At 66.6% G+C, this 14,828-nt stretch carries 13 protein-coding genes; 6 read left to right on the top strand and 7 right to left on the bottom strand.

Features of this window, described 5'->3' with window-relative positions; translation table 11 throughout:
- Positions 1-52: 52 nt before the first annotated feature.
- From Q0Z66_RS00660 to Q0Z66_RS00670, 3 genes are all read right to left on the bottom strand, one after another.
- A complete protein-coding gene (locus tag Q0Z66_RS00660) occupies positions 53-748 on the bottom strand; it encodes a coenzyme F420-0:L-glutamate ligase (RefSeq protein WP_298036437.1) in 696 nt (231 codons plus the stop codon).
- Positions 745-2,013, bottom strand: coding sequence for an RNA polymerase sigma factor (locus tag Q0Z66_RS00665; protein WP_298036439.1), 1,269 nt, complete (start codon positions 2,011-2,013; stop codon positions 745-747). Before Q0Z66_RS00665 ends, Q0Z66_RS00660 begins: the two co-directional genes overlap by 4 nt.
- A gap of 152 nt (positions 2,014-2,165) precedes the next feature.
- Positions 2,166-3,101 carry a proteasome assembly chaperone family protein gene (locus Q0Z66_RS00670; protein WP_298036441.1) on the bottom strand — a complete coding sequence of 312 codons (936 nt, stop codon included), beginning with the start codon at positions 3,099-3,101 and terminating at the stop codon, positions 2,166-2,168.
- Between the two features lie 102 nt (positions 3,102-3,203).
- On the opposite strand from Q0Z66_RS00670, the gene Q0Z66_RS00675 reads away from it, so the two are divergent.
- The 3 genes from Q0Z66_RS00675 to sucB all read left to right on the top strand — a co-directional run bounded on the left by Q0Z66_RS00675 (position 3,204) and on the right by sucB (position 7,770).
- A complete protein-coding gene (locus tag Q0Z66_RS00675) occupies positions 3,204-4,679 on the top strand; it encodes a leucyl aminopeptidase (protein ID WP_298036442.1) in 1,476 nt (491 codons plus the stop codon).
- On the top strand, positions 4,679-6,052 hold the full coding sequence (lpdA, locus tag Q0Z66_RS00680) for a dihydrolipoyl dehydrogenase (protein ID WP_298036716.1): 1,374 nt from the start codon (positions 4,679-4,681) through the stop codon (positions 6,050-6,052). Before Q0Z66_RS00675 ends, lpdA begins: the two co-directional genes overlap by 1 nt.
- Positions 6,053-6,117: 65 nt before the next feature.
- Positions 6,118-7,770, top strand: a complete 1,653-nt coding sequence (gene sucB, locus Q0Z66_RS00685; RefSeq protein WP_298036445.1) for a 2-oxoglutarate dehydrogenase, E2 component, dihydrolipoamide succinyltransferase — start codon at positions 6,118-6,120, stop codon at positions 7,768-7,770.
- A gap of 11 nt (positions 7,771-7,781) precedes the next feature.
- On the opposite strand, the gene Q0Z66_RS00690 is transcribed toward sucB, so the two are convergent.
- Entirely contained in the window at positions 7,782-9,221 is a 1,440-nt protein-coding gene (locus Q0Z66_RS00690; RefSeq protein WP_298036446.1) for a hypothetical protein, read from the bottom strand.
- A gap of 149 nt (positions 9,222-9,370) precedes the next feature.
- On the opposite strand from Q0Z66_RS00690, the gene Q0Z66_RS00695 reads away from it, so the two are divergent.
- On the top strand, positions 9,371-10,081 hold the full coding sequence (locus Q0Z66_RS00695) for a DUF4191 domain-containing protein (protein ID WP_298036448.1): 711 nt from the start codon (positions 9,371-9,373) through the stop codon (positions 10,079-10,081).
- Between the two features lie 56 nt (positions 10,082-10,137).
- Here Q0Z66_RS00695 and Q0Z66_RS00700 read toward each other — a convergent pair whose 3' ends face one another.
- Positions 10,138-11,322 carry a RimK family alpha-L-glutamate ligase gene (locus Q0Z66_RS00700; RefSeq protein ID WP_298036450.1) on the bottom strand — a complete coding sequence of 395 codons (1,185 nt, stop codon included), beginning with the start codon at positions 11,320-11,322 and terminating at the stop codon, positions 10,138-10,140.
- A gap of 32 nt (positions 11,323-11,354) precedes the next feature.
- Here Q0Z66_RS00700 and Q0Z66_RS00705 point away from each other — a divergent pair, with 32 nt between their 5' ends.
- Positions 11,355-11,828, top strand: a complete 474-nt coding sequence (locus Q0Z66_RS00705; RefSeq protein WP_298036452.1) for an ATP-dependent zinc protease — start codon at positions 11,355-11,357, stop codon at positions 11,826-11,828.
- An 8-nt stretch (positions 11,829-11,836) separates the two neighbouring features.
- Here Q0Z66_RS00705 and Q0Z66_RS00710 read toward each other — a convergent pair whose 3' ends face one another.
- Complete coding sequence (locus Q0Z66_RS00710) at positions 11,837-12,265, bottom strand: RDD family protein (protein WP_298036455.1); 429 nt, start codon at positions 12,263-12,265, stop codon at positions 11,837-11,839.
- A 123-nt stretch (positions 12,266-12,388) separates the two neighbouring features.
- Between Q0Z66_RS00710 and glnA the strand changes: the two genes are divergently transcribed.
- Complete coding sequence (glnA, locus tag Q0Z66_RS00715) at positions 12,389-13,813, top strand: type I glutamate--ammonia ligase (protein WP_298036457.1); 1,425 nt, start codon at positions 12,389-12,391, stop codon at positions 13,811-13,813.
- Between the two features lie 70 nt (positions 13,814-13,883).
- Here the strand turns inward: glnA and Q0Z66_RS00720 are convergent, their stop codons facing one another.
- Positions 13,884-14,810 (bottom strand): diacylglycerol kinase family protein, encoded by a 927-nt coding sequence (locus tag Q0Z66_RS00720; RefSeq protein ID WP_298036458.1) that lies wholly within the window; start codon positions 14,808-14,810, stop codon positions 13,884-13,886.
- Positions 14,811-14,828: the final 18 nt, after the last annotated feature.

Consider the following 14,828-nt stretch of genomic DNA (forward strand, 5'->3'; position numbering starts at 1 on the left):
CGACGAGAAAGGGTCCGGATGCTCAGCATCCGGACCCTTTCTCATAGATCTCTCAGACCGCGCGGACGATCCCCATCGGGGTCGACTGGTGGCCCTGGCCCAGCGGGTTGTCGCCGAGGACCTTCAGAAGGCGCTCCTCGCCGGGCTTGTCGAGGGTCGAGCCCAGGATGTTGCCGCCGAGATCGTTGATGTCGACGACCGCCACATCGGCGATCCCGCCGATGATCTCCTTGACATGAGCGGCGACTTCGTTCGGTCGCTCCGGCCCCAGCACGACAGCCTGGTTGTACGGCGGGATGGTGCCCGAGGTCGGGCCGTCGATCGCTCGGGCCTTGTCCCCCGCGATGCGGTAGAAGTCGCCCTTGCGACCGAATGCCTTCGTCACAGCGGCGACGGCCGCGGCGAACAGGATCCGCGGCGTGCCGCACTCGCGCAGAGCCATCTCCATCGTCTCGGGCATGCCGAGGCCGATCCCGTACGGGGTGCGTGTGACGTACTTCGACAGGAACAGCGCGAGCTTGCGAGGCTGGATCTCATCGAGACGGTACGAGCGCCCCTGGGTGATCGCGACGATCTTCTCGGTCACGAAGAGCAGGTCTCCGGCTTGTACCGAGCCGGACGCGTACTCGGTGATGATCTCGTCGAGATCGTCACCGGGCATCACCACGCGCGTGCGCAGCGGAAGGCGGGCATAACGAGTGCCGTCGACGCGCGTCTCGAGCGCCTTTCCGTCATTCGCCTGCATCATTCGAGGTAGTCCCGCAGCGACTGCGAACGGCTCGGGTGGCGCAGCTTCGCCATCGTCTTCGACTCGATCTGACGGATGCGCTCACGCGTCACGCCGAACGTGTCACCGATCTGGTCGAGCGTCTTCGGCTGTCCATCGCCCAGACCGAAGCGCATACGGATCACGCCCGCCTCGCGCTCGGAGAGCGAGTCGAGCAGCTGCTCGAGCTGGCGCTGCAGCATCGTGAAGCCGACGGCATCCGCCGGGACGACCGCCTCGGTGTCCTCGATGAGGTCACCGAACTCGCTGTCGCCGTCCTCGCCGAGGGGCGTGTGCAGCGAGATGGGCTCACGGCCGTACTTCTGCACTTCGACGACCTTCTCGGGCGTCATGTCGAGCTCGCGGCTGAGCTCTTCGGGGGTGGGCTCGCGGCCCAGGTCCTGGAGCATCTGGCGCTGAACGCGGGCGAGCTTGTTGATGACCTCGACCATGTGCACGGGAATACGGATCGTGCGGGCCTGGTCGGCCATGGCGCGCGTGATGGCCTGACGGATCCACCAAGTGGCGTAGGTCGAGAACTTGAAGCCCTTGGTGTAGTCGAATTTCTCGACCGCGCGGATGAGGCCGAGGTTGCCCTCCTGGATCAGGTCCAGGAACTGCATGCCGCGGCCGGTGTAGCGCTTGGCGAGCGAGACGACGAGACGGAGGTTCGCGCCGAGCAGGTGGCTCTTCGCGCGCTGTCCGTCACGGGCCACCCACTGCAGGTCGAGCCCGAGCTGACTGGTCTTCTCAGCGGCGGACATCGCTGAGAGCTTCTCCTCGGCGAACAGACCGGCCTCGATGCGCATGGCGAGCTCGACCTCTTCGGCCGCGTTCAGCAGCGCGACCTTTCCGATCTGCTTCAGGTAGTCCTTGACCGGGTCGGCGGTCGCGCCGGTGATTTGGGTCGAGTAGACGGGGACGTCGTCCTCATCCTTGGAGGTGAGGACGATGGCGCCGGTGGGAAGAGGCTCGGTGAACTCGGGCTTCTTCGCTTCCTCCTCTTCGGTCTCCTCGGGAGCTGCTTCCGCATCTGCGGAGTCGCCCTCGAGCAGATCGTCGTCGGAAGCCTTCTTGCGCTTCGCCGGAGCCTTCTTCGCAGCAGGCTTCTTCGCGGTCGTCGCCTTCTTCGCCGCAGGCTTCTTCGCCGCGGCGGGCTTCTCTGCGTCAGCAGCCTCGGTCTCTACGGCCTCGGGGTCGGTTTTCGCCTTCGTCGTCCGGGTGTTCTTGGTCGCGGCAGGAGTCACGTTTCGCCTTTCACGGAGCGGCACGCCGCTCCGGGACATTTCGGACACTAGTAAGACCCTTGTCAAGTCTCCAGCCTTGCGGCGGGGTCATTGACAACGGGTCAGACACCCAGTATGTCACAGGATGGACCGGAAGGGCGCATCCTGTGACGTCATGAGTGCGGACGCTTGTCCTCGTCGCCCCGGGGACGCGTCGCGAGATAGCGCTCCAACTCCGCTGCGAGCTCGTCAGCGCTCGGCAGATCGCGCTCATCGAAGCCGCCATCATCACCGGCGTCCGGATCGCGCCCCGCCATATAGGCGTCGTATCGCCCTTCCAGCGTCTGGATCATCTGACGCAGCTCATCGTTGCTGTCGACCTGTTCATTCACCTTCGCGAGGAACTCCAAGCGCTGTTCGCGCAATTCATCGAGACCGAGGACGATTCCCGTAGAGCCCATGATCCGATCGGCTGCGGCGATGACGGCCTCGGGATTCTCGGTCTCGGCCAGATAATGCGGCACGAGGAGGACGAACCCGACCACTCGATCGCCCCGTTCGGAGAATCGGTACTCGAGGAGATGGCCGGCCGTCGCCGGGAGCTGCGTGCGCGGACGCCACACCGAAACGGATGCGGCGATCTCCTTGCTGTTGCCGCTGACCGTGGTGCTGATGGGGCGGGTGTGCGGGACAGGCATCGCGATCGAATGGACCCAGGTGACGCCGGATGTGCCGAGCTCCGTCGAAAGATCGAGGACGGCGGCGGTGAAGGCCTCCCAGGAGAAATCCGGCTCGTACCCGGAGAGCAGGAGGAACTGCTGGCCGAGAGCGTCGTGTGCGAGGGACAGCTCCAGCCGGGCCGGGCGGTACTCGCTCAGATGATCGTGCTCGAAGGTGAAGATCGGACGGCGCGCCCGGTAGTCCAGAAGCCGGTCGTTGTCGAACACGACGATCGGCTGGGGGTCGGTGACCTCGCGCAAGTGCTCGATCAGGCCGGACACCGCAGAGCCCGCGTCAGTGAAACCGGTCAACAGAATGACCAGCGGCAGCCCCGAGGGAACGTCGGGTGCATTGGCGACGCGCTCATGAAGATTTCCGTGTTCGGGCATACATCCATGCTACGAGCCTGTGGCAGTCGGGGACGCGGCGCCGACATGCTGACAGCGAACACAACGGGCCGGCGAGAGCCACGACGCACCTAGGATGGAGGCATGACGCTTCCCGCGCTCTCGCACAGCACTGAAAACTTCCCCGCTAGCGCTGCCGACGCAGCAGTGCTCATCGTTCCGGACACGACCGTGTTCCCCGAGGCGCTCCAGGCCTATCCCGGACTCGCGGAGATCCTCGACTCCATCGGCTTCACCGGCGCCGCCTCCGCGTTCGCCCGCGTGCATCTGCCCGCCGTCGCGACCGGAGCATTCGCCGTCGTCGGGGTCGGTTCCGCGCCGGATGCCGGTGCTGTCCGCGAAGCGGCCGGCACGGCGTTGCGCACGCTGACCGGCTTCGAGCACGTCTCCCTCGCGCTGGCCGCGGGCCTGGACGAGCACGCGGCGGCCGCTGCTGAAGGAGCCGTCTTCGGCGGATACCGCTTCGAGGGGTACCGGGCGAAGCCGGGTAAGCCCCGCGCCGCGCAGGTCACCGTTCACAGCGATTCGTTGACGGATGCCGCGACCGATCGCGCCCGCGTGCTCGGCGATGCGCTCGCCCTCGTCAAGGACCTCGTCAACACCCCCGCCGAGTGGCAGAGCCCCGCAGACCTCGCTCAGAGCGCCGTGGACGCCGTGTCCGGCACAGACATCAGCGTCGAAGTGCTGGATGAGAAGGACCTCGCGGAGCAGGGCTTCGGCGGCGTCCTCGGCGTCGCACAGGGCTCCGACCGCGCACCGCGCGTGGTGCGTCTCGAATACGCCCCGGCCGGATCCGGCCGTCACATCGCCCTCGTGGGCAAGGGCATCACGTTCGACACCGGCGGGCTCTCCCTGAAGCCCGCGGCATCAATGGTCGGCATGAAGTTCGACATGGCCGGTTCGGCCACCGTGCTCGCCGCGATCCGTGCGATCGCCGCGCTGCAGTTGCCCGTCCGCGTGACCGCGTGGATGTGCATCACCGACAACATGCCCTCGGGCAAGGCCACGCGCCCTGGCGACGTCCTGCGCATGCTCGACGGCACCACCGTGGAAGTCCTCAACACCGACGCCGAAGGCCGCCTCGTCCTGGCGGATGGCCTGGTCGCCGCGAGCCGTGAGAACCCCGATGTGATCGTCGATGTCGCAACTCTCACGGGTGCGATCCTCGTCGCCCTCGGCCACCGCCACACCGGTGTCATGGGTGACGACGCAACGGTCGCCGAGTATCTCGAGGCCGCACGGACCGCCGGCGAGCCGGCCTGGGCTCTCCCGCTCCCGGAGTACATGGAAGACACGCTCGACTCGCCGATCGCCGACATGCAGAACGCCAATATGGGCGATCGCGCCGGTGGCTCGATGTACGCGGGCCTGTTCCTGCAGCGCTTCATCGGCCGCACCGGCGATGGCGATGACGCACCGCGCATCCCCTGGGTGCACCTCGACGTCGCCGGCTCCGCCGAGCACGGCAGCGCACCGTACGGCTACACCGACAAGGGGCCCACCGGAGCGACGGTCCGCTCCCTGGTCGCCCTCGCCGAGGCGAGCATCCCGGGCGCATGATGGCAGCGCACACGTTCGACATCGTCATCCTCGGCGGCGGCAGCGGCGGCTACGCCGCAGCGCTGCGCGCCGCCGAGCTCGGCAAGTCGGTCGCGCTAATCGAGAAGGACAAACTCGGCGGCACATGCCTGCATCGAGGCTGCATCCCGACGAAGGCTCTGCTGCATGCGGCGGAGGTCGCAGACCACGTGCGATCGGCCGCGTCCGTCGGGGTCCTCGCCTCGCTGGAGGGCGTGGACGCTGCGGGGGTTCGCACCTACCGCGAAAAGATCGTCGCGAAGAAGTTCGCGGGGCTCGAAGGCCTGATCAAGGCCCGAGGCATCACTGTGGTCAGCGGCAGCGGAACTCTCACCGCCGACCACGCTGTGCAGGTCGGCAACGAAACGTACACTGCACCAGACGTCATCCTCGCGACCGGGTCATACAGCCGTTCGCTGCCCGACCTGGAGATCAACGGCCGGATCATCACGAGTGAACAGGCCCTGGCGCTCGACGAGATCCCCGAACGCGTCCTCATCCTGGGGGGAGGCGTCATCGGCGTCGAGTTCGCCAGCGTCTGGCGCTCCTTCGGCGCCGAGGTCACGATCATCGAAGGCCTCGACCATCTCGTCCCCAATGAGGATGAGACCCTGAGCAAGGGCCTCGAGCGGGCTTTCCGTCGTCGCGGCATCCGCTACGAGCTCGGAACCCGTTTCCAAACCGCCGTTCAGGACGACACGAGCGTAACCGTCACGCTGGAGAACGGCACGACTCACACGGGGGATTACCTCCTCGTCGCCGTCGGACGCGGCCCCGCGACGGCGGATCTCGGCCTCGAAGAGGCCGGAGTCGCCGTCGAGCGAGGATTCGTCGCTGTCGACGACATGTTGCGCACGAGCGCCCCCGGCGTCTGGGCCGTCGGCGACATCGTCCCCGGGCTGCAGCTCGCCCACCGGGGATTCCTTCAGGGAATCGCCGTTGCCGAGAGAATCGCCGGGCTCTCCCCCGTACCGGTGCCCGAATCGCAGATTCCCAAGATCACGTACTCCAATCCGGAGGTCGCCTCGGTCGGTCTCACGGAGAAAGCAGCCCGCGCCGAGCACGGTGCTGAAGCGGTCGACTCCTACGAGTACAGCCTCGCCGGCAACGGCAAGAGCGAAATCATCGGAACGAGCGGCGTCGTGAAGGTCGTGCGACTCAAGAACGGTCCGATCATCGGGGTGCACCTCCTCGGCGACCGCGTCGGTGAACTCATCACCGAGGGGCAACTCGCCGTGGCATGGGAAGCCCATCCGGAAGACATCGCTCCGCTCATACATGCGCATCCCACGCAGAGCGAAGCGCTGGGCGAGGCTTTTCTCGCCCTTGCAGGAAAACCATTGCACGCACTCTGACCACCAACCGGTGTCAGTGTCAGTAAGCTGAACTAGTCATAAACATTCTTGAAGGAGACTCCGTCATGAGCACATCCGTGGTCCTCCCCGCTCTCGGTGAGAGCGTCACAGAGGGTACGGTCACCCGCTGGCTGAAGCAGGTGGGAGACACCGTTCAGGCGGACGAGGGCCTGCTCGAGATCTCGACCGACAAGGTCGATACCGAGATCCCCTCGCCGGTCAGCGGCGTTATCGAAGAGATCCTGGTCGCCGAGGACGAGACCGTCGAGGTCGGCGCTCTCCTGGCCCGGATCGGCGACGGCTCCGCCGCCGCTCCCGCTGCGGAGGAGCCCGCTGCGGCCCCCGCGCCCGCAGCTGCGCCCGCCGCGCCTGAGGCTGCCCCGGCTCCCGCTGCTGCTCCCGCAGCCGCTGCGCCGGCCGGCGACGCCACCGACATCGTCCTCCCCGAGCTGGGCGAGAGCGTGACCGAGGGCACCGTCACCCGCTGGCTGAAGGCCATCGGCGACGAGATCGCCGTCGACGAGCCCCTCCTGGAGATCTCGACCGACAAGGTCGACACCGAGATCCCCTCGCCGGTCGCCGGCATTCTGCAGGAGATCCTGGCCGCTGAAGACGAGACCATCGAGGTCGGCAGCGTGCTCGCACGTGTCGGCTCCGGCGCTCCCGCGGCAGCCCCGGCACCTGCCGCTCCGGCTCCTGCTCCCGCTCCTGCCGCTCCGGCTCCGGCTCCGGCTCCGGCACAGGCTCCCGCAGCTGCACCGGCTCCCGCTCCGGCCGCACCTGCCGCGGCTGAGGCTCAGGCCGCCGAGAGCAACGACAGCATCTACGTCACCCCGCTCGTGCGCCGCCTCGCTGCTCAGCAGGGCGTCGACCTCGCCACGGTGAACGGCTCGGGTGTCGGGGGACGCATCCGCAAGGAAGACGTCCTCGCCGCTGCCTCCGCAGGCGCCTCCGCACCCGCCGCAGCGGCCGCTCCCGCGCCGGCTCCGCTCGAGGTCTCGCCGCTGCGCGGCACGACCCAGCCGATGTCGCGCCTGCGCAAGGTCCTCGCCAAGCGTGCGGTCGAGTCCATGCAGCAGACCGCTCAGCTGACGACGGTCGTCGAGGTCGACGTCACGACGCTCGCCGCCTACCGCGACAGCGTCAAGGCAGAGTTCCTGCAGAAGACCGGTGACAAGCTGTCCTTCCTGCCGTTCTTCGCCCTGGCCGCGGCCGAGGCGTTGCGCGCGTTCCCGATCATCAACTCGACGGTCGAGGGCGAGAACATCGTCTACCCGGCCACCGAGAACGTGTCGATCGCGGTTGACACCGAGCGCGGCCTTCTCACACCGGTCCTGCGCGACGCGGCATCGAAGAACATCGCCGAGATCGCTCACGAGATCGCCGACCTCGCCGCCCGCACCCGCGACAACAAGCTGAAGCCCGACGAGCTCGCCGGCGGAACCTTCACGCTGACGAACACCGGCTCGCGCGGCGCGCTGTTCGACACGCCGGTGGTATTCCTGCCGCAGTCCGCGATCCTCGGCACAGGAACGGTCGTCAAGCGTCCGGGCCTGGTCAAGGTCGATGGCGTGGATGCGATCGCCGTCCGTTCGTACGTCTACCTGGCGCTGTCCTACGACCACCGCATCATCGATGGTGCGGATGCCGCCCGCTTCCTGGGCGCGGTCAAGGCTCGTCTCGAGGCGGCGAACTTCGCCGCCGACCTCGGAGCCTGATCTCCGACGAGTTATTCTGGCTGGTGCGCGACGTCATAGACGTCGCGCACCAGCCATTTCTCGTCTCTGCGCTCGAGAACGAGCATCTGTTCGGCCACCTCCGCCACGGCATCCGTTTCCGCTGATCCCGGATCGAGGGGAGTCAGCCGCACGACGGCGACATCTCCGTAATCGTCGACGAGACTCGGGCTGCTCGCTGCCGGCCCCCGCGTCGCGAGTCCCTGCATCGGCATCGTCGAGCCCTCCGCGATGGCCGCTGAACATGAGGTCTCCCCCGTCTCCCGGCACTCGTGGAGCGCAGAGAGAAGAGCGGGCAGTGTCGTCATGAGCTCTCCGTGTCCCTCCGTCGCGCCCGGCTTCCCGACGGGTGCCGGGCTCTTCTCCTGTTCCTGCGCGCCGCTCTCGCCGATCTCAAGGGACTCGTCCTCGTCGACGGCTGGGAGCAGCTTTTCCGGTGCCGATATGCGCGTATTCGGATCATCGGGGTCAGCCTGCGGCCACGCCAGCCCCACCGTCAGGACTCCGACGGCGAGAACCCCCGCAAGAATCAACGAACGCCGTCTGCCATGGCCCACAGATGCGCGTTCTGAGCGGTTCGGCTGCGCCTCTCGGCGCTGGTCGCGCGAACGCGCCAGGACTGCTGTCAGCGCCATCGCACGCCCTCGAGCAGCCGCCCACAGGGCGCGCGAGCCCCTGGCCCCATCGTCTCTGGACCGCTCTTGCCGAAGAGCTTGCCGTGACGCCCGGGCGTTGTCCGTGACGACGAGATCACCCCACCCGGGGACCCCCAGATCCGCGGCTCGTTCGGGGCCGAAGACGTCGAGGCGCAGCGGGCGCGGCGCCGCGGTCGAGAACAGTTCGGATTCCCAGCGGGAATCGTCATCGATGCGGTGACGGCTCCCGCCCAGCGCCGTGATGATCTCCTCGAGGATCCGCTGACTCGAACGATCCGTCGTATGCTCCGCGATCTTCACCATGAGCTGGCCCGTGCGCATCCGTGCCCCGGCTCCGTCCCCATGGGCGAAAACCGGACGCCCCTCGGCCGTGATCCACCAGTCCCCCACGGCCGTCGCATCCGCGGCCCCCAGCGCCCGGAGGCCGCGCAGCAGGCTGACCACGAGCGTCCCCATCTCCCCCGGCGCGAGCAGGCACTGGGCGACGCGACGCTTCCCGAGGAACGTCTCCACCCGGTGTACGCACCACGGCACCAGCGCATCGTGCCCATCTGGACGGCGCAGCACATCCGATACGCCGCACACATGGTCCTCGCCGGAGAACTCCCAGCCCGGCCACGCTTCGAGCTCCTCTGCGGCGACGCCGACGACCACAGCATCCCCGGAGGTCAGGAGCCTCCCACGAAATGGCCCTTCAGAGCCCTCCAGCGCCCTGATCACACGGTGCGCCCCCGGCACGAGTGCTGCACGTTCCGATGCGGTCTGCGATTCTGCCATGTCCTCCATCTGAGGTCATCCGCGATATCACCGAGAACGCTCTTCCGCCGGCTGGGGACGAACGACGCCGACGCGGTGACGGTGCAGAGCGAGTGCGCCCCACGCGAACGCGCACATCCTCCCCTCTCCGACTCGGTAGTCTTATACCTATGGCTAAGCGTGCTCCAGAACCCGAAAAGCGTCAGGGGTTCTTCTCCCAGATCAAGTCCCTGTTCCGGTTCACGCGTGAGCAGTACCCCTGGTTGCCCTGGGCCCAGATCGCGATCCTCGTCGGCGCGATCCTCATCGGGCTCATCATCGGCTATCTCATCCCGCCGTTCCAGGTATGGACGCTGGTCCTCTGGGGCATCACGGGTCTCATGGTCGGCGTGCTCGGCTCACTCTTCCTCATGACGCGTCTGTCGACGCGCGCGATGTACATCAAGATCGACGGCATGCCCGGTGCCGCAGGTCACGTCATGAGCTCCAGCCTCGGACGCTCGTGGCAGGCATCCGACACTCCCGTCGGAATCAACCCGAAGACCCAGGAGGCCGTCTACCGCGCCATCGGCCGCGGCGGGATCGTGATCGTGGGCGAGGGCGCGCGGGGCCGTCTCACGCGTCTGGTCAACGAGGAGCGCACCAAGGCGCAGCGCGTCGCCCACGGCGTTCCGGTCAATGTGTACTACGTCGGCCACGGCGACGACGAGGTCCACATCTCCGAGCTCGCGAAGACCATCAAGAAGCTTCCCAAGGCGATCGACAAGACGACGATGGCCGCTGTCATCCGCCGTGTGGACTCCGTCTCGCAGTCCGTCACCTCGCTTCCGATCCCGAAGGGAATCGATCCGAACCGCGTGCGCGCACAGCGACCGCGTTGATCGAAAGCCTCACGAAAGACGAAGGCCGGTTCCCCCGCGGGGACCGGCCTTCGTCATCAGCTGAGCGGCTCCTTCGGGAGGCGGCGGACCTTGGCGCGTCGACGTCGGCGTTCGGGGATCATCGAGCGCATCTCCTCCAGCTTGCCGAAGCACAGCAGGCGGTCATCCGCTTCGAGGACGACGTGCTTACGGGGGTTGGGGATGACCATCGTGCCGCGGTGCAGCGTGAGCACAGTGATGTCCCGTTCCCAGAGCCCGGACTCCCCCAGGGACCGACCGACGAGCTCGGCCGCGTTGTGAACGAGCAATTCAGCGACGCCGTATCCCGTCGACACCGTCAGGCGTTGACGCACGTCGATCTCCGGGAATCCGACCTGTCCGGCGATGTAGTCGATGATCGCGCCGGCGACGTCGAGATTGGTCGCCTGCTCGATCCCCTGCAGTCCCGGCGAGGAGTTCACCTCCATGACGAGCGGGCCGTCATCGCCTTCGAGCATGTCGACGCCGGCCACGCGCAGGCCCATGATCTGAGCGGACCGCACAGCCGCTCGCTCATAGGCGGGGTCCAGTTGCACGCCCTCGACGCTGCCGCCGCGATGCACGTTGGAGCGGAATTCGTCGCCGGCCGCGGAGCGGCGCATCGCTGCGACGACCCGGTCTCCGACGACCAGTGCGCGGATGTCGCGTCCTCGGCTCTCCGAGATGAACTTCTGGATGAGCACGTTCTGCTTCGTCGAGTGCAGAGTCTCGATGATGGCCTCGGCCACTTTGACCTGCGGGGCGAGGATCACGCCGATCCCCTGCGTGCCCTCGAGGAGTTTGATGACGACGGGTGCCCCGCCGACGCGCTCGATGGCCGGGCGCACGTCGGCACGGTTGCGCACGAACGCGGTGGGCGGCATCGCGATGTTATGGCGCGAGAGGATCTGGTTCGCCCGGAGCTTGTCTCGCGCGCTGGAGATGCCGTTGGCGGTATTGGGCGTGTATACGTCCATCTGCTCGAACTGGCGGACCACGGCCGTGCCGAAGTAGGTGATCGAGCTGCCGATCCGAGGCAGGATCGCGTCGTAGTCGCTCAACTGCTTGCCCCGGAAGTGCAGATCGGGTTCATCACCGGTGAGGTCGATGGCGAACTTCAGCGTATTGAGCACTTTGACATCGTGGCCGCGTTGGATGGCTGCGGCGCGGAGGCGCTGGGTGGAGTAGGCGTGGGGCGCACGGGAGAGCACGGCGAGCTTCACGGGATTCTCCTGCCAAAATGGATTTCGTGGTTATGACATCTCATTCAAACACTCTTACGGGGTGGCGTGAGTGGGTGTCCCTGCCCGATGCCGGTATCGATTGGATCAAGGCCAAGATCGACACGGGCGCGCGCACTTCGTCTCTGCACGCCTTCGACATCGAGGCCTTCGAGCGCGAGGGCGAGGACTGGGTCCGTTTCCGAGTCAATCCCTGGCAGAACTCGGATGCTGATTCCCGCATCGTCGAGTGCCCGGTGCACGACCGGCGCAGCATTCGCAGCTCCTCGGGCCACTCCGAGGAGCGCATCGTGGTGCTGCTGGCGATCCGGCTCGTCGGGCGCCTCGTGGTGTCGGAGGTCACCCTGAGCAATCGCGATGAGATGGGCTTCCGCATGCTGATCGGCCGTGAGGCGCTCCGACGCGGCTTCATCGTGGATCCGGCGCGCTCCTTCCTCGGCGGGCGAGCCCCGAAAGATGCGCGACGGCGCAACCGCGGACGCGACTGATCCGGCCCTCAGGCGCGGATGAGCACGGTGCCGACGATCTTGTCGTGCAGACCGCGCTGGTCCGGGTCCCAGATGACCGCGGGAATGACGAAGACGAGCAGAGCCGTGCGGATGATCGGCCGCCACAGCCCCACCCATCGGCCGTTCAGCAGCACGATGCGCATTCCGAGGATGCGGTGCCCGGGGCTGCCGCCGATCGTGGGGATGAAGATGATCTGAAGTGCGGCGAAGACGAGCATCGGCGTGAACAGCGACGCGCCCGCTTCTCCCGGCAGTGCGAACTGGTCGTAGCCGAAGAATCCGGTGGCGATGATGGTCGCAGCGGCGTAGTCGATGAGCAGAGCGCCGATGCGACGACCGGCCCGGCCGATGCTTCCGGGGCCGGTTTCGGGGAGACCGAGACGTTCGCCAGGGTATGAGTTTTCAGCATCCGTCACGCCTCTATCCTACCGAGGCTCTGTAACATGGCTGAAACAAAGAGGACACGGCCGAGTAATCCCGCGTGCCTAGTCTTCATGAAGGCCTCAAGGCCGCGATCCCGAATCATCCAGGAGTGATACATGTTCACCGATTCGTCCGAAGTGCTGAGCTACATCAAGGAGAACGACGTCAAGTTCCTTGACATCCGGTTCACCGATCTGCCCGGCGTGCAGCAGCACTTCAACATCCCGGCTTCCACGGTCGACGAGGACTTCTTCACGGAAGGGCAGCTGTTCGACGGCTCCTCCATCCGCGGGTTCGCCAGCATCCACGAGTCGGACATGCAGCTGATCCCCGATGTGACGACCGCCTACATCGATCAGTTCCGCGAAGCCACGACGCTCGTCATGATCTTCGACATCTACAACCCGCGCACGGGCGAGATCTATTCGAAGGACCCGCGCCAGGTCGCGAAGAAGGCGGAGAAGTACCTCGCCTCGACCGGCATCGCCGACACCGCGTTCTTCGCCCCCGAGGCGGAGTTCTACATCTTCGATGATGTGCGTTACTCGACCACGGCGAACCAGAGCTTCTACAGCGTCGACTCCGAAGAGGGCGCATGGAACACGGCACGCGAGGAGGAGGGCGGCAACCTCGGCAACAAGACGCCGTTCAAGGGCGGATACTTCCCCGTCGCCCCGGTCGACAAGACTGCGGATCTCCGCGATGACATGACCCTCAACCTCATCGACGCGGGCTTCGCTCTCGAGCGCTCGCACCACGAGGTCGGCACGGGTGGTCAGCAGGAGATCAACTACCGCTTCGACACCATGGTGCACGCGGCCGACGACATCCTGAAGTTCAAGTACATCATCAAGAACACGGCCGAGCAGTGGGGCAAGACCGTCACTTTCATGCCGAAGCCGCTCTACGGCGACAACGGCTCGGGGATGCACACGCACCAGTCTCTGTGGAGCGAGGGCAAGCCCCTGTTCTACGATGAGGCCGGCTATGGCCAGCTGAGCGACATCGCCCGCTGGTACATCGGCGGTCTGCTCAAGCACGCCAACGCCGTTCTCGCCTTCACGAACCCGTCGCTGAACAGCTACCACCGCCTGGTGAAGGGCTTCGAGGCTCCGGTGAACCTGGCCTACTCGGCCGGCAACCGCTCCGCCGCCATCCGCATCCCGCTCACGGGATCCAACCCGAAGGCGAAGCGCATCGAGTTCCGCGTTCCGGATGCCTCGAGCAACCCGTACCTGGCCTTCGCCGCTCAGCTCATGGCCGGTCTCGACGGCATCAAGAACCGCATCGAGCCGCTCGAGCCGATCGACAAGGATCTCTACGAGCTTCCCCCCGAGGAGGCCAAGAACATCCCGCAGGTGCCGAACTCGCTCCTCGACTCGCTCGAGGCACTCCGAGAGGACCACCAGTTCCTGCTCGAGGGCGGCGTGTTCACCGAGGAGCTCATCGAGACCTGGATCTCCTACAAGATGGAGAACGAGATCCTGCCGATCGCGCAGCGTCCGCACCCGTTCGAGTTCGAGCTCTACTTCGGAGTCTGATCCGAAAGAGGCAGAAGGAAGAGGCCGTCCCGTTCAGGGGCGGCCTCTTCCGCGTTTCCGGCGCGCGGCGTCACAACACCTGCAGCGCAGCTGCCTGCACGCGCACGGCGATCGTCGAGACGTCGCCGAGCTCTTCGCCGTCGATCTCGAACGTCAGCGGGCTCGCCAGCTGCACGCGCAGGCTCTCGGCGGTGAGGTGACGAGTCGATTCCGTGCTGACGGCCTTGTCGCCACCGGTGAGACGCCGCAGGATGCCGTTGTCCCAGACGACCGAGCGCACGGTCTCGAGCCATTGCAGGGCCCCGTCGGAGCTCACCAGCAGCAGGTCCAGCATCCCGTCATCGAGTCGGGCATCGGGAAGCAGGCGGAGTCCGCCCTGGATCATGCCGCAGTTGCCGATGATCATGGTGTGTCCACGCACATCCTGAGGCTCATCGCCGTCGATCTCGAGCACGATGTCCGTCATCTCGGTGCCGGCCATCGCCCGTCCCATCGCCTCGACGTAGGCCAGCCATCCGGCGCGGTCCTTGAGGTCGTCGTCGGTCTCCGAGAGCATCTGGGCATCGATGCCGAATCCGACCATCACAGCGAAGGCGTGCTCGGGGCCGTCGTCGAGACTGACCCAGCCGAGGTCGATCGCCGTGGATTCGTCCGCCGCGATGCGTGCGAGCGCACCCGCCAGGTCGTCCAGCGGGACAGCGAGGTTGCGTGCCAGCAGATTACCCGTACCGCGCGGCACGATCCCGAGGGAGACGCCCGTTCCCGCCAGAGCCTCGGCGACCGCGCGAACGGTCCCATCGCCGCCCACGGCGACGACCGTGCCGCAGCCGGCTTCGACGGCTTCCTGCGCCATGCCGGTGCCCGGGTCGTCGACGCTCGTCTCCCACCAGCGGATTCCCTCCGCCGCATTCCCGAAGGTCTTATCGACCGCATCGCGCAGAAGAGCCGCATCCGTCTTGGAAGGGTTCCAGATGATCCCGATACTCGTGTCGCTCATGTGCTCAGCCTGGGCCAG

Origin of the sequence: uncultured Microbacterium sp. (genome assembly GCF_947632095.1) — a bacterium.
Lineage (GTDB): Bacteria > Actinomycetota > Actinomycetes > Actinomycetales > Microbacteriaceae > Microbacterium.

Bases quoted from the DNA above. Each gene is read 5' to 3' on its own strand.
- Q0Z66_RS00660 (WP_298036437.1), bottom strand. From the start codon at position 748: ATGATGCAGGCGAATGACGGAAAGGCGCTCGAGACGCGCGTCGACGGC.
- Q0Z66_RS00690 (WP_298036446.1), bottom strand. From the start codon at position 9,221: ATGGCAGAATCGCAGACCGCATCGGAACGTGCAGCACTCGTGCCGGGG.
- Q0Z66_RS00695 (WP_298036448.1), top strand. From the start codon at position 9,371: ATGGCTAAGCGTGCTCCAGAACCCGAAAAGCGTCAGGGGTTCTTCTCC.
- Q0Z66_RS00670 (WP_298036441.1), bottom strand. From the start codon at position 3,101: ATGCCCGAACACGGAAATCTTCATGAGCGCGTCGCCAATGCACCCGAC.
- lpdA (WP_298036716.1), top strand. From the start codon at position 4,679: ATGGCAGCGCACACGTTCGACATCGTCATCCTCGGCGGCGGCAGCGGC.
- glnA (WP_298036457.1), top strand. From the start codon at position 12,389: ATGTTCACCGATTCGTCCGAAGTGCTGAGCTACATCAAGGAGAACGAC.
- sucB (WP_298036445.1), top strand. From the start codon at position 6,118: ATGAGCACATCCGTGGTCCTCCCCGCTCTCGGTGAGAGCGTCACAGAG.
- Q0Z66_RS00720 (WP_298036458.1), bottom strand. From the start codon at position 14,810: ATGAGCGACACGAGTATCGGGATCATCTGGAACCCTTCCAAGACGGAT.
- Q0Z66_RS00675 (WP_298036442.1), top strand. From the start codon at position 3,204: ATGACGCTTCCCGCGCTCTCGCACAGCACTGAAAACTTCCCCGCTAGC.
- Q0Z66_RS00705 (WP_298036452.1), top strand. From the start codon at position 11,355: ATGACATCTCATTCAAACACTCTTACGGGGTGGCGTGAGTGGGTGTCC.